Origin of the sequence: Pseudoflavonifractor sp. An187, from assembly GCF_002160275.1 — a bacterium.
Classification (GTDB): domain Bacteria; phylum Bacillota; class Clostridia; order Oscillospirales; family Oscillospiraceae; genus Enterenecus; species Enterenecus faecium.
This window is the reverse complement of the sequence record NZ_NFKG01000001.1, coordinates 39,488-51,668: the sequence shown is the minus strand read 5'-3', so window position 1 is coordinate 51,668 and position 12,181 is coordinate 39,488. Positions and strand designations below refer to the sequence as shown.

The 12,181-nt window shown below is 53.6% G+C and carries 19 protein-coding genes; 15 read left to right on the top strand and 4 right to left on the bottom strand.

All coding sequences use genetic code 11. The annotated features are described in order from the left end of the window. The first annotated feature begins 55 nt into the window (after positions 1-55). The 7 genes from B5F22_RS00280 (at position 56) to B5F22_RS00250 (ending at position 4,330) form a co-directional block, all read left to right on the top strand. Positions 56-358, top strand: coding sequence for a hypothetical protein (locus B5F22_RS00280; protein ID WP_143482137.1), 303 nt, complete (start codon positions 56-58; stop codon positions 356-358). After that, a complete protein-coding gene (locus B5F22_RS00275) occupies positions 355-1,323 on the top strand; it encodes a DNA adenine methylase (RefSeq protein ID WP_087389573.1) in 969 nt (322 codons plus the stop codon). The genes B5F22_RS00280 and B5F22_RS00275 overlap by 4 nt, the downstream gene beginning before the upstream one ends. A gap of 18 nt (positions 1,324-1,341) precedes the next feature. Further along, positions 1,342-1,785, top strand: a complete 444-nt coding sequence (locus B5F22_RS00270) for a hypothetical protein (RefSeq protein ID WP_087389571.1) — start codon at positions 1,342-1,344, stop codon at positions 1,783-1,785. Continuing rightward, positions 1,778-2,503, top strand: coding sequence for a DUF3849 domain-containing protein (locus tag B5F22_RS00265; RefSeq protein ID WP_087389569.1), 726 nt, complete (start codon positions 1,778-1,780; stop codon positions 2,501-2,503). The genes B5F22_RS00270 and B5F22_RS00265 overlap by 8 nt, the downstream gene beginning before the upstream one ends. Positions 2,504-2,521: 18 nt before the next feature. Then, the gene (locus B5F22_RS00260; RefSeq protein ID WP_087389567.1) at positions 2,522-2,872 is read left to right on the top strand and encodes a SpoVG family protein; all 351 of its coding nucleotides are present in this window, start codon (positions 2,522-2,524) and stop codon (positions 2,870-2,872) included. Positions 2,873-2,975: 103 nt separating this feature from the next. Next, positions 2,976-3,323, top strand: a complete 348-nt coding sequence (locus tag B5F22_RS00255) for a DUF3852 domain-containing protein (RefSeq protein ID WP_087389565.1) — start codon at positions 2,976-2,978, stop codon at positions 3,321-3,323. 107 nt (positions 3,324-3,430) lie between these two features. Beyond that, positions 3,431-4,330 (top strand): conjugal transfer protein TrbL family protein, encoded by a 900-nt coding sequence (locus tag B5F22_RS00250; RefSeq protein ID WP_087258508.1) that lies wholly within the window; start codon positions 3,431-3,433, stop codon positions 4,328-4,330. Positions 4,331-4,453: 123 nt separating this feature from the next. On the opposite strand, the gene B5F22_RS00245 is transcribed toward B5F22_RS00250, so the two are convergent. From B5F22_RS00245 to B5F22_RS00230, 4 genes are read right to left on the bottom strand one after another with little or no spacing between them, the layout of a single operon-like run. Beyond that, the gene (locus B5F22_RS00245) at positions 4,454-4,723 is read right to left on the bottom strand and encodes a hypothetical protein (RefSeq protein ID WP_087230296.1); all 270 of its coding nucleotides are present in this window, start codon (positions 4,721-4,723) and stop codon (positions 4,454-4,456) included. After that, on the bottom strand, positions 4,720-5,205 hold the full coding sequence (locus B5F22_RS00240; RefSeq protein WP_143482136.1) for a hypothetical protein: 486 nt from the start codon (positions 5,203-5,205) through the stop codon (positions 4,720-4,722). The genes B5F22_RS00245 and B5F22_RS00240 overlap by 4 nt, the downstream gene beginning before the upstream one ends. Beyond that, entirely contained in the window at positions 5,189-5,497 is a 309-nt protein-coding gene (locus tag B5F22_RS00235) for a hypothetical protein (protein WP_087389563.1), read from the bottom strand. The genes B5F22_RS00240 and B5F22_RS00235 overlap by 17 nt, the downstream gene beginning before the upstream one ends. A 24-nt stretch (positions 5,498-5,521) precedes the next feature. Then, positions 5,522-5,719: a hypothetical protein gene (locus B5F22_RS00230; RefSeq protein ID WP_087389561.1), complete on the bottom strand. Its 198-nt coding sequence runs from the start codon at positions 5,717-5,719 to the stop codon at positions 5,522-5,524. A 214-nt stretch (positions 5,720-5,933) separates the two neighbouring features. Here B5F22_RS00230 and B5F22_RS00225 point away from each other — a divergent pair, with 214 nt between their 5' ends. The 8 genes from B5F22_RS00225 (at position 5,934) to B5F22_RS00190 (ending at position 12,050) form a co-directional block, all read left to right on the top strand. After that, positions 5,934-6,269, top strand: a complete 336-nt coding sequence (locus B5F22_RS00225) for a hypothetical protein (RefSeq protein ID WP_087389558.1) — start codon at positions 5,934-5,936, stop codon at positions 6,267-6,269. A gap of 57 nt (positions 6,270-6,326) precedes the next feature. Beyond that, positions 6,327-6,587, top strand: coding sequence for a hypothetical protein (locus tag B5F22_RS00220; RefSeq protein WP_087389555.1), 261 nt, complete (start codon positions 6,327-6,329; stop codon positions 6,585-6,587). A 1-nt stretch (position 6,588) separates the two neighbouring features. Further along, positions 6,589-6,963: a hypothetical protein gene (locus B5F22_RS00215; RefSeq protein ID WP_087389552.1), complete on the top strand. Its 375-nt coding sequence runs from the start codon at positions 6,589-6,591 to the stop codon at positions 6,961-6,963. Further along, on the top strand, positions 6,960-7,541 hold the full coding sequence (locus B5F22_RS00210; protein WP_087389550.1) for a hypothetical protein: 582 nt from the start codon (positions 6,960-6,962) through the stop codon (positions 7,539-7,541). The genes B5F22_RS00215 and B5F22_RS00210 overlap by 4 nt, the downstream gene beginning before the upstream one ends. Before the next feature lie 82 nt (positions 7,542-7,623). Beyond that, positions 7,624-9,387: a DUF87 domain-containing protein gene (locus tag B5F22_RS00205; RefSeq protein ID WP_087390065.1), complete on the top strand. Its 1,764-nt coding sequence runs from the start codon at positions 7,624-7,626 to the stop codon at positions 9,385-9,387. Continuing rightward, a complete protein-coding gene (locus B5F22_RS00200) occupies positions 9,387-10,580 on the top strand; it encodes a hypothetical protein (protein WP_087389548.1) in 1,194 nt (397 codons plus the stop codon). Before B5F22_RS00205 ends, B5F22_RS00200 begins: the two co-directional genes overlap by 1 nt. A gap of 11 nt (positions 10,581-10,591) precedes the next feature. Next, the gene (locus B5F22_RS00195) at positions 10,592-11,113 is read left to right on the top strand and encodes a helix-turn-helix transcriptional regulator (protein ID WP_343223902.1); all 522 of its coding nucleotides are present in this window, start codon (positions 10,592-10,594) and stop codon (positions 11,111-11,113) included. Between the two features lie 16 nt (positions 11,114-11,129). After that, entirely contained in the window at positions 11,130-12,050 is a 921-nt protein-coding gene (locus B5F22_RS00190) for a HipA domain-containing protein (RefSeq protein WP_087389547.1), read from the top strand. Positions 12,051-12,181: the final 131 nt, after the last annotated feature.

Sequence of the window (12,181 nt, the reverse complement as noted above, 5' to 3'; positions counted from 1 at the left end):
GGCTCCTGCTTTTTTGTTGCTCCTTGTTCGGGTATGGCCCCGGAAAGGAACAATGATGCGAGAACAACAGGTATTGGCCTATCTGAAGGCCGTGTGCAAAGGCAGAAAAAACATCCAGAAAAGCCGTCAGATCCAGCTGGCGCTTCACATCAACGGCAACGAACTGCGTAAACAGGTCCACCGTCTGCGACAAAAGGGACACCCCATCGCCAGCAGCCAGGACGGTTACTTCTACGCCGTGACTGCCGGAGAGGTCTACTCCACCATTGGCCAGTTGAGGGCCATGGAGTACGGCCTGAAATTGGCCATCGAGGGTCTGGAGCAAGCTTTGGACTCCTTTGGCGGTGACGCCGATTGAAGAGCTTTATCCCATGGGTGGGCGGCAAAGCCAAGCTGCTCTGGCTGATCCACCGCCTGGCTCCCCCACGCTTTTCCCGGTTTATCGACGTGTTTGGCGGCAGTGGTACCGTAACCCTCAACCGTCCCATTCAGCAAGGATGTATGGAGGTTTACAACGACTTCAACAGCGACCTGACCAACCTCTTCTGCTGCGTCAAGAACCGAACTATGGCTCTGCTTCTGGAACTGGGCTTTCTGCCCTTGAACACCCGAGATGATTTCAATGTGCTGTACAAATTCTTCTCCAAGGAAGAATTCACCGACGATTATCTCACCCAGGAGATGGAGCTGACCCAGCGATATTTGGAGCCGCCTGATGGAGAGGCTATCCGCAGAATGATGCTGGAGAGGGCTCCTCGTGGAGACGTCCGCCGGGCTGCAGACTACTTCAAACTCATCCGGTACAGCTTCAGCGGCGGCGCCAAGTCCTTTGCAGGAAAATCCTGCGACATCCGTCGCTTTTTTCACCTGGTCTGGGAATGCTCCCGCAGGTTGGCGGAGGTCATCATTGAAAACAAGGACTGCGTGGAGATCGTTCGGCAATATGACCGCAAAGGTGCGTTTTTCTATTGCGATCCGCCCTATTACGAGGCGGAGGGCTGCTATGCGGTGGCCTTCCCCAAAGAGGACCACCAGCGGCTCCACGATGCCCTGCTGAATTGTGAAGGGTACGTCATGGTGTCCTACAATTACTGTCCCTATATCGTGGAGCTGTATCAGGAGTTTTATATCTTCTACACCACCCGACCCAACAGCATGTCCCAGAAGGCAGGCAGTGAGTACGAAGAAATTGTCATCACCAACTACGACCCCCGCCGCTACAACACGGCAAGGAATTGGCAACTGAGTATGTTTCACCTGTCCCCCACCGACGAGTACGAGGGGCGCTATACCCTGATCCATGAACCAAATCAAAATACTTAACGATATGGAGGAATGAACATGACATTTATCAACTACACCAACGACGGAAAAGCCGTCATCCAGTCTGCCGCCCTGATTCTGAGCGGTCTGGAGCGAGAGAAAACCCTGGAGCTGCACACCCTGGAAAACGCCATCGTCCTGCTCAAGCCGGAGATGAAACCTGTGGAGAAAGCCGCCGCAATGATGACGCTGATGCGGCTGGTCAACAGCCTGGGCGCAGATATGATGACTGGCTGGGAGGGCCAGGAGGGCGATGAGGATATGTGCGGCAGCTGCCACGGGTGTGACGAGGATATGCTTCCCATTCCGGCAGAGGCCTTTGCGGATGCAGGCATTCTCTTTGACAATCTCCGAGTGTTCAGCGTAGACGGCGCTGTCCTTGTGGTGTCCGACGACCACAAAGCAAAGTGGCACGAGGCGTTGACCAAAATGGCCACGGAGTGTGAAAAGGCTCATGACTAATGATTACGCTTACCTCTACCTCAGCTCCCTCTCCGAAGCTAAGCGGCAAGACGAGATAGGGCTTTGGCAGGCAAGTCACTCGGAGAATGTCGCCTGCAAGCAAGCCATTGAGGAGGCCATCCGCAAGAGCTTTGATGGGATGCATCTGGACGCTAACTGCGCCCAGAGCGTCATCGACAGCTTCGGTTTTAAGCGTGTGGGATGGGTGTTATCTTCCACCCTACAACAAAAGCAGTATGATGGGCGGTTCAGCCCTCAAAACAAAACATGGGCTGCATCCACTTTTATTCCCCCTTGTGACCGCAATTATGAGTTTGCGGTGGAAAGTCACCCTGCTGTGCTGGACGGCTTCGTCAACGCTTTCCGAGAGGCACAGGCAGAGCTAAAACTGTTCGACGGCTCCCACTGCGACGATATGACCGGACAAGCGCTGGAAGGCACGGTGCTGGTCATGAGTCCCTTCACCCTGAAGGAATCCTACTGGGCTCCGGAAAACCAGCTCTGGCTGGCGACTGGGGGCTTCGGATGCACCCCCACCGCTTCCGGCCGAGCGGTATATGCCACCTGTCTTGGCGACGGAGAGCAGGCCAGGTGGAATCGCAGCGACTTTATCGGCATTCTCCGGGAGGAGCATCTGCCCGACTGGGCCAGAGAGCATCTGGAGCAGCTTCAGCAGAAATCTCTCACCGTTCCCGACATGAGCCATCCATCCATGTAAAGAAAGGAGATCAACACCATGGCAACACCTAAGAACATACAGCAGGACATTCCCACCCCTCAGGTAGAAGCACGCATCGACCGTCTGGTAGATGGAGACTTCAAAACCAAAGCCTATGCCAGTGCTACCATCGCTGATGCCTTTGCTGTCCACGGCATCCGTATTATCGAGTCCGACAAAGGCCGGTTCGTCTCCATGCCCCAGGAGTCCTACCAAAAACACGGTCAGACCAAGTACAACGACACCTTCCACGCCATCACCGCCGAAGCTCGGACTGCGCTGGTGGAGGCGGTCAATACCGCTTATGAGCAAAAGCTCCGGGAGCAGCAGGAGCAGAACTCCCAGCAGGCCATGAGCCAGCAGATGTAATGGTTCACCTGAGTCCTTTTTTCAGTGGGCCTCCACCCCCTGATGTTCCAGAGCATCATCCGGGCCCAAATACACACTATATTTTTGTAACTGGAGGTAATATATGCGTAAATGGAACTACAAACGCTTTGCTCTCTTACTGGTGGTGGCGCTGGCCATGACCTCCCTGATGGCAGGCACAGCCCTAGCCGCTGGCAGCGGAGATGTAGCTGGAGCCGTAGAGAGCACCTGGACCACCGCATCCACCCAAATCAAGACTGTGGTCAACAACGTGGTCTTCCCTGCCATTGATCTGATCCTCGCCGTGTTTTTCTTTGTCAAAGTGGGTACCGCATACTTTGATTATCGGAAAACCGGGCAGTTTGAGTGGACAGCACCCGCCATTTTGTTTGCCTGTCTGGTGTTTACCCTCACCGCCCCCCTGTACATCTGGGGTATCGTTGGCATCTAACACCCAGCAAACCATGTAATTGATTGACACAAAAGGCCGTACCAGCTGCGGGGTCTTTGTGTCATGCGGTTGGTACGGCCTCAACCCGAAAAGAGGTGAACCAACCATTGTTTATTTGGGATTTTGTAGCTGATACTGTCCTGAGCCAGATCATTGATTGGATCTACAGTCAAATTATGGGCTTTCTGGGCAACTTCTTTGCCGAGATGGGCAACATGGGCGTGGAGCTGTTCACCATGAACTGGGTACAGAGTATTGTCCTGTTTTTCTCCTATCTGGCCTGGGCGCTCTATGGCACAGGCCTTGTGGTGGCCTGTTTTGAATGCGGCATTGAGTATTCCTCCGGCAGAGGAAACCTGAAAGAGACCGCCCTCAATGCCATAAAGGGCTTTATGGCAGTCGGTCTCTTCACGGTGGTACCCGTGCGGCTCTATGAACTCTCCGTCACGTTGCAGGGCAGTCTCACCGCCGGAATCACTGGATACGGAACCTCCATTGGCCAAGTGGCCACGGAGATCATCGACACTCTCGGCGATGTGGAGTCCCTGACCGAAATGACATCCGGCTCCTACTTCGGCTTTACTTCCATCACCAGCCCCATCATGCTCCTGTTCTGCATCATTCTTATGGCCTATGCCGTCATTAAGGTGTTTTTTGCAAACCTGAAGCGAGGCGGTATCCTGCTCATCCAAATCGCCGTGGGCAGCCTGTATATGTTCAGCGTCCCCCGCGGCTATACCGACGGCTTCATCCAATGGTGCAAGCAGATCATTGGACTCTGCCTCACCGCCTTCCTGCAAGCCACCATCCTCATTGCAGGATTGATGGTATTCAAAGAAAATGCCCTTCTGGGTCTGGGACTGATGTTGTCCGCAGGGGAAATCCCACGCATCGCCGGAACCTTCGGCCTGGACACTACCACCAGAGCCAACATCATGTCTGCGGTCTATACGGCCCAGGCTGCGGTCAATACCACCAGGACGGTGGTCCAGGCGGTGGCCAAATGACATAGAGCTGTGGCATCCGCTTTACACAAAGCACAAAACAAAAATCGTCCTACACCCTAAAAAAGTGCAGGACGATTTTTGAAACGATGCATTTAGATCTGTCAACTCAGACATGCTGGTGTTTTACGATTGTGCCTTTTTCTTTTGGTATCGAACCATCTTGAGACATCCACTACCAAGCCAAGCGGCAACCCAAACCAGCGTCATCGCCAGAGAGAAACCTCGGACGAAAAAGAGAGATGGAACACAAAGTATTCCTATTGCCAAGCAAAACACAATGCCGGACTTAGTTATTCTTTTTTCTTTCCAACCATTCCAGTATAGAATCGCTGCGCTCACTCCGCATGTCACGACTAACCCAAGAATATCCCACCAAAGTTTTCTGTCCATCATCGCTTTCTCCCCCTGACAATATCCACGAGGTTGAGCACCAGAATAACCAGTACGAGCACCATCGTTCCATTCCATCGGGACATATCTCCTCCTTGCAGCTCAACAACCAAATAAAGAATACAGGTCAACCCCATAATCAGCACCATCACCCACGAGTAACGACGCATAGTCCGCTCATAGTGAGATATGGATTCTTCATAGGACATGTCCAGAGCATGCTCGTAGTCCTCCTGCGTATTCAGAGATTTTCCATCTACAAAAAACTCTACCTTTTCGCTGGGCCACACCACAAAGTGACAGGTCTTTCCCCACAGCTCCAGAGTTTCATCCAGCCCTCCCCGAACAGCCTGAAAGCTCTTGCGGTAGACAGTTTTTTCAAATTTATCGTCTACCCACAAGACATACTTGTTATTCATCACTTGACAAAGGATTGCGTGAGACACTCCATCCACAGTGGCGCTCCAGTTATACTCTTTTGTCATTTGTTCTCTCGCTCCCGTTATCCGCCCGCTTTGCAAAGTATAGCTTTCTAAACTTCAGCAGAGTTCCCACCAGAAGAAATACACCCAGCGACGAGAAAGCGACCGAGGCCACCGGCTCATTAGAACTCAGACCAAATGCCAAATAAAACATCATGGCAATCACAGCCCCAAAAAACAGGACTACCAATGCAATTAACGGATAGCGAATCCAACGGCTCAATTTCTTGTTTCCGCTAGCCTCTATGCCTCCATCCACAATCAATTCCAAGAAAAACTCTAAAACAATATCCATGTTCTCTCCCCTGTTGCTTCGCCATCAAATGAAATCCAGCACCGAACGGACAAACTTCCGCAGCTCACGACTGGAAACGGCACAGGCAATCACCAGCAAGAGTCCCACAAGGAACGCCCATAAGCCGGTATCGGGGCCAGCACCAGCAAGCCCAAACCCTATGAGCAGCACACCAAAAACTGCGATTATCTTCCCGATATGCTTACCCAATGTCTTGATCATACGCTACTTCCTCCTTTTTGTTGCACTTCTATTTGCAGCTATGATATCACATCTGCCCACTACTGTCATCTATTTTCTCAAGCAGTATGGATGGGGGTAATCTCGTCGCTTCTGCTTGGTTGATGCCCTGTTTCTTTGTTGGAATGTGTGAATAGCTTTCCCTGCTCAGTTCCAGTATGCTTTGCTTGCAAAATCATAGAAAGGAGCCCATTCCATGGGAAATAAGAAAAATCTCTGCGCCATGATTCCTGTAGAGCTGCACGCCAAGGTCATATCAGAGAAGGAGCAGCTTGCACTGGGAACCCTGGCCGAATGTGTAGAAATGATTCTCACCCAACACTTTGAAGGAGGTAACGTCACCATGGCAGCAACCAAAACCCTGGCCTTTCAAATCCCCGAGGAACTGGACCGGCGGCTGAAGAACTTCATCGCCGCTGAAAAGAAACGGGGCAAGAAAATCAGCCAGAAGGAGTTCGTCATCGGACTCATCGAACAGGCACTGGCTGAGTACGAGGCACAAAGCCTGACCCAACCTACAACCGAAGCATAATTCACTGAACTGGCCGCCGGGAAAACCCGGCGGCTTTTCTTTTGGAGGTGAATCAATCTGTACATCTATCCCGATAACCTGACCGCCAAAGCAACCCTGTGGCTCTGGGAACTCCGGGACGTGAGTGTCATCGGCGTGGGACTTCTCCTCTCTGTCCTGGCGCTCACCCAGACCGGCATCTTCGTCCCCCTGGTGCTGACGGCAGTCTATGCCTTTCTCAGCATCCGATTTGATGGCACCAGCATCCTGGACTTCATCCGGTATGCGGTGGCCTTTCTCTTCACCAAACGGCAATTTTACGAATGGAGGAGAATGTAGTATGAATCATAACTCTACCTACCGAACTCTAGCTCCGTGCATCCATCAGGACGTCCAGCGATCCGGCTCCTTGAAGCTCCGTTGGAGCGAAAAGCGAAGCCGCTGGGAGTGCGACGACGTCTACTTCTGGCAGGACCCCAAGACCAATTGGAGCTGCCGCAGTAAAAGCGGCAAGCATTACTATGGATTTCGCAGTCTGCGGGCTCTGCTGAAAAGCTATGTGGCTGGCATGCTGGGTGAGAAATACGGCTGTTCCGGCATCAAAAATGTCCGGGCAAACTATCACTTTACCCAGAATCCCAAGACATTGGTCTGTCACGTCACCCTGTGCTGTACTCACCTGGTCCCGCCACACGTTACGGAGGAATATGAATGAACCGAAAGAAAAAAGAAAAGTCAGCCCAGTCCACCCAGCAGCTGATGGGCATTGACAGCCTCAAGGACTACTGTATCTCCACCCACATGGGGGATCTGGTGTTCTTCATCATCAAGCCCACCAACATCAGCGTCCTGCCAGACACCAGCATCACAGCAAGGATCCATGCTCTGCTCAACGTGATGAAGGGTCTGGCCGAGGTGGAGATGTTGGCGCTCAACTCCAAGGAGTCCTTTGAGTACAACAAAAACTTCTACCAGGAGCGCATGGAGCAGGAGGAGCTTCCCGCCATTGGCAAGCTTCTGGCCCAAGACAGCCAGCACCTGGACCGCATCCAGGTGTTGATGGCCTCCAGCCGGGAGTTTTATATCGTCGTTCGGCTGCGGGAAGATCAAGGATTAGATGTCTTCCCCTATCTCTCCCGCATCGAGCAGAGCATCAACGACAACGGCTTCACCACCCGCCGGGCCACCCAGCAGGATCTCAAGCGGATGCTTGGTGTCTACTTCGAGCAAAACGTGACCACAGAAGACTTCGAGGACTTCGACGGGGACCGCTGGGTCACAACCAAAGAATAAGGAGGGATCTACCTTGGCAAGAAAACCGAAAAAGTCCGCTGCCCAAATTGGCGAGGAGGCCAACACAAAATCCTTTCTGGATATGATCGCCCCCTCTGTGGTCAGCTTCCTGCCCGACCACTTTATCTGCGGCAACACCTACCGTTGTGTCTGGGCACTCCGGGAATATCCCACCAGCACCGACGAGCAGACCATTCTCCGTCATCTGGGCAAGAAGGACGGTATCACCCTGCACATCTATACCAGGCAAGTCACTCCCACCGAAGAAAAGCGCATCATCCAGAATGCCACCAACAAGAATCGCTTGAGCAGCTCCAACACCAGCAATCTGCAGGAGACCATCACAGCGGAGAGCAACCTGCAGGATGTGGCCACCCTGGTGGCTTCCATGCACCGCAACCGGGAGCCTCTCCTCCACTGTGCCGTGTACCTAGAGTTGGTGGCCCCTGATTACAATGGACTCAAACTGCTCCAGACCGATGTGCTCACCGAGCTGGTTCGAAGCAAGCTCAACGTGGACAAGCTCCTGCTCCGTCAGCAGCAGGGCTTCCGCTGTGTGGGACCCAGTGGTTACAACGTCTTCGGAGTCCAATTTGAACGGGTGCTGCCAGCCAGTTCCGTGGCCAACCTGTACCCTTTCAACTACTCCGGCAAGCTGGACCCCAAGGGCTTCTACATCGGCAAAGACAAATACGGCAGCAACATTCTGGTGGACTTCGACCAGCGAGACGAGGACAAGACCTCTGCCAACATCCTGATCCTGGGCAACTCCGGACAGGGCAAGTCCTACCTCATGAAGCTGCTCATCCTCAATCTGCTGGAGTCTGGCAAATCTGTCATCTCCCTGGATGCCGAACATGAGCAGCAGGAGATGTGCGAGGCGGTGGGTGGCTGCTTTGCCGACCTCATGGCCGGACACTATCTCATTAATGTTCTGGAACCCAAGTGCTGGGACAACAGCGGAGACCCCAATGTCGACGATGCGCCGGAGCCCTTCCTCAAAAACACGCTGCTGGCCCAACACATCTCCTTCTTGAAAGACTTCTTCCGAGCCTACAAGGAGTTCAGCGATGCCCACATCGACACCATTGAGATCATGCTCTCCAAGCTGTACCAGAAGTTCGGCATCACCGAGGACACCAACTTTACGCAGATGCACCCGGGAGACTACCCCATCCTCTCCGACCTCTACGACCTGATGGAGGAGGAGTTTCACAACTATGACGCCAGCCGTCACCCCCTCTATACCGAGAAGCTTCTGCAAGAGGTACTACTGGGGCTGCACTCCATGTGCAAGGGCGCCGATGCCCAGTTCTTCAACGGACACACGAACATTACCTCCAGCCGCTTCCTGGTCTTCGGTGTGAAGGGGATGCTCAGTGCGGCGAAAAATGTCCGCAACGCCATGCTCTTCAATGTGCTGTCCTATATGTCCGACAAGCTTCTGACCGTAGGCAATACCGTGGCGGCTCTGGACGAGCTGTATATCTGGCTGTCCAACCCCACTGCCATCGAGTACATCCGCAACTGTCTGAAGCGTGTGCGAAAAAAAGAATCTGCCATGCTTCTGGCCAGTCAGAACTTGGAGGACTTCGACCAAGAGGGCATCCGGGAGATGACCAAGCCCTTGTTCAGCATCCCGCCCCATCAGTTTCTCTTCAACGCAGGCTCCATCGACAAGCGCTCCTACATGGATATGCTCCAGCTGGAGGAAGCGGAGTACAATCTCATCAAGTTTCCCCAGCGGGGTGTCTGCCTGTACAAGTGTGGCAACGAGCGATACCTGTTGGAAGTCCATGCCCCGGCCTATAAGGAGAAGCTCTTTGGATCGGCAGGTGGTCGCTGATGGCTATACCTGCGGCAATCGCCAAAGCCGCCGCCACGCTGCTCACCAACAAGAAAACTCGAAAAGGGTTTGGCTGGGTGCTGGTTGCGGTATTCTCCCCTGTCATTCTTTTGATCGCCCTGCTCTGCTCCATAGGCTCGGGCGGTGCCGAACACAACAACGCCTCAGTGGAAGCGTGCTTCTACGGCAGCACACTCTCTGCTGAAGTCCCTGCGGAGTTTCGCCACTCCATTGAGGAGATGCGTTCCGCCTTCTCCCTTCTGGATTCGGCGGTGGCCTCTGCCAATGAGCAGACGGAGAGCGGCAACGGCCTTGACCCATTGCGAGTCAAGGCCGTTTTTTATGCTCTCTGCTTTGGTGAGGATGCTCCGTCCCAAAGCGAAGCGGACAGCTTTGTAGCGTGCTTCTACACCACAGAAACCAGAACCCGCACCGTGGAGATAGAGCAAGAGGACGGCACCGTCACCACCGAGGAGGAGACCTACACCGTCAACGTGCCCCTGTCTCTCTACCAGGCATACACTCAGCTGGAAGCTCATCTGGGCAGAGATATCACAGAGGATGACAGAAACAACATCAACCACGTCTACACCTCAGTGGCCGGGACCGCCAGCGGTGGCAGCTACAACGGCGAGTATCTCCGTGGAGATGGAACGAGTGTCGAGCTGGACATCTCCACCTTCACCGATCCCTCCACCAAGAATGCCGCAGACCTGGCTCTCTATGCCATACACGCCTGGGAGTCCGGCTGGGGTTATGTGTGGGGAACCTACGGCAACGTCCTCACCGATTCCCTCTTCGCCTACAAGCAGGAGCAGTACCCCGACGGTGTCGGTACCTACGCAGACTTCATTCGTTCCAACTGGCTGGGTGGTCGGACCACCGACTGCGTGGGTCTGATCAAAGGCTACGGCTGGCTCGACCCAGAGACACTCACCATTGGCTACGCCACCAATGGCATGCCCGATATCGCCGCCAACCAAATGTACTACTCTGCATCTGTATCGGGTCCCATTGACACCATGCCGGATACACCCGGTCTGGCCGTCTGGCAGAACGGTCACATCGGTGTGTATGTTGGCGACGGCTATGTCATCGAAGCCATGAACACCCAACAGGGCGTGGTAAAGACAAAGCTGGAGGGCAGAGGATGGACACACTGGTTGGAGATTCCCTATATCAACTACAACTGAGGAGGTACCGCATGAAGCAAGTGAACTTGGCCATCACCTTCGATTTGGCTGTGCCTGCACCCCTTGACTGGTTATCGGGATACCGATATAATCGGAGATGGGTGATGCATATGACGATTCAACAAGTCCTGCGGGAAAAGGGTCTCTCCCGCTACCAGCTCTCCAAGCGCAGCGGGGTTCCATGGGCCACGCTGGCGGACATCTGCTCGGGCAAAACGTCGCTGACGCGGTGCAATGCCGGAACACTGAGCAAGCTTGCTGCCACGCTGGACATCCCCATGGAGCAGCTCCTGACCATGACTGTAGAGCAAAGGCAGGCCCCGGACGGGAAGCCAAACGATCGCTCCTACCTGGAAAAGGAACTGCCAGCCAGCCTGCAAAAGGCCCTGGATGAATATATCCAGGGAGAGAAAGACCATGTGTCCTACATGGACTGCCTGTGGGGAGAGCTGTATGGCGCCATCAACTCCAACCAGTGGAGCAACGCCATCACACAGGAGCAGGCGGACTACCTGAGAGCAAAATATCTGTAATGGGGAGGAACGACACGTGATTGATTTTACCAACTGCCCTGTCAACCGTTTCCGTGCCTATGGCGGTGCGAATGGAAATAAGATCAATATCTCCTATGCGGGCTCCAGTTATATGCTGAAGTTTCCTCCACGCCCCAGCCGGAACAAAGAAATGAGTTACACCAACGGATGCATCAGCGAATATGTGGCCTGTCACATTTTCGAGATGCTGGGCTTCCGGGTACAGGATACTCTGCTGGGTAATTACACAGATCGTCGGGGCAAAAGCAAGCTGGTAGTTGCCTGCCGTGATTTTACAGAGGGCGGAAAGCGGCTGATTGAGTTCGCCCAACTGAAGAACACCTGTATCGACAGTGAGCAGAATGGCTACGGCAAGGAGCTGTCATCGATTCTGCAGGCTATTGATGAGCAAACATTGTATCCAGCAGATGAACTTCGAAAATTTTTCTGGGATATGTTTATTGCGGATGCGCTCCTCGGAAACTTTGACCGGCATAACGGCAACTGGGGCCTGCTGGTAAATGAGGAGGAGCAAAGCGCGGAGATTGCGCCGGTCTATGACTGCGGTTCCTGTCTCTATCCGCAGTTGGATCTGCCCCTCATGGCCGAGGTACTGAAGTCACAGGAAGAAATTGATCGGCGAATCTATGTGTTCCCCGCATCTTCCATTGAAGAAAACGGTGTGAAGATTCCGTACTTCGATTTCATCGCTTCCCTGCGCTATCCGGAGTGCAATGATGCACTCAGACGGATCGCCGCACGAATCGATCTGGACAGGATACAGAGGTTCCTGGATGGAATCCCGGAGCTCCAACCGCTCCAGCGGGAGTTCTACCTCACCATGCTGACAGAGCGTAAGGAAAAGATACTGGACTACAGTATGAACCTCCTGATGCAGCAGGAGCAACAGTCGAGAAACCCCGAGTTGACAATGTGACCAGCTAGAATGCAGAGGGATCGCATCTCATAGATGCGGTCCCCTTTTCCATTCCGCTGATCATCTTGTCGGTAAACTCTGCTGGAGGAAGCGCCCATCCAGATGGATGAGCTATTCTGCCCAGGATACAA

What these genes read in the sequence shown, in the direction of transcription:
- B5F22_RS00280 (WP_143482137.1), top strand. Translation starts at nt 56, where the DNA reads ATGCGAGAACAACAGGTATTGGCCTATCTGAAGGCCGTGTGCAAAGGC.
- B5F22_RS00270 (WP_087389571.1), top strand. Translation starts at nt 1,342, where the DNA reads ATGACATTTATCAACTACACCAACGACGGAAAAGCCGTCATCCAGTCT.
- B5F22_RS00265 (WP_087389569.1), top strand. Translation starts at nt 1,778, where the DNA reads ATGACTAATGATTACGCTTACCTCTACCTCAGCTCCCTCTCCGAAGCT.
- B5F22_RS00260 (WP_087389567.1), top strand. Translation starts at nt 2,522, where the DNA reads ATGGCAACACCTAAGAACATACAGCAGGACATTCCCACCCCTCAGGTA.
- B5F22_RS00255 (WP_087389565.1), top strand. Translation starts at nt 2,976, where the DNA reads ATGCGTAAATGGAACTACAAACGCTTTGCTCTCTTACTGGTGGTGGCG.
- B5F22_RS00245 (WP_087230296.1), bottom strand. Translation starts at nt 4,723, where the DNA reads ATGATGGACAGAAAACTTTGGTGGGATATTCTTGGGTTAGTCGTGACA.
- B5F22_RS00240 (WP_143482136.1), bottom strand. Translation starts at nt 5,205, where the DNA reads ATGACAAAAGAGTATAACTGGAGCGCCACTGTGGATGGAGTGTCTCAC.
- B5F22_RS00235 (WP_087389563.1), bottom strand. Translation starts at nt 5,497, where the DNA reads ATGGATATTGTTTTAGAGTTTTTCTTGGAATTGATTGTGGATGGAGGC.
- B5F22_RS00230 (WP_087389561.1), bottom strand. Translation starts at nt 5,719, where the DNA reads ATGATCAAGACATTGGGTAAGCATATCGGGAAGATAATCGCAGTTTTT.
- B5F22_RS00225 (WP_087389558.1), top strand. Translation starts at nt 5,934, where the DNA reads ATGGGAAATAAGAAAAATCTCTGCGCCATGATTCCTGTAGAGCTGCAC.
- B5F22_RS00215 (WP_087389552.1), top strand. Translation starts at nt 6,589, where the DNA reads ATGAATCATAACTCTACCTACCGAACTCTAGCTCCGTGCATCCATCAG.
- B5F22_RS00210 (WP_087389550.1), top strand. Translation starts at nt 6,960, where the DNA reads ATGAACCGAAAGAAAAAAGAAAAGTCAGCCCAGTCCACCCAGCAGCTG.
- B5F22_RS00205 (WP_087390065.1), top strand. Translation starts at nt 7,624, where the DNA reads ATGATCGCCCCCTCTGTGGTCAGCTTCCTGCCCGACCACTTTATCTGC.
- B5F22_RS00200 (WP_087389548.1), top strand. Translation starts at nt 9,387, where the DNA reads ATGGCTATACCTGCGGCAATCGCCAAAGCCGCCGCCACGCTGCTCACC.
- B5F22_RS00195 (WP_343223902.1), top strand. Translation starts at nt 10,592, where the DNA reads ATGAAGCAAGTGAACTTGGCCATCACCTTCGATTTGGCTGTGCCTGCA.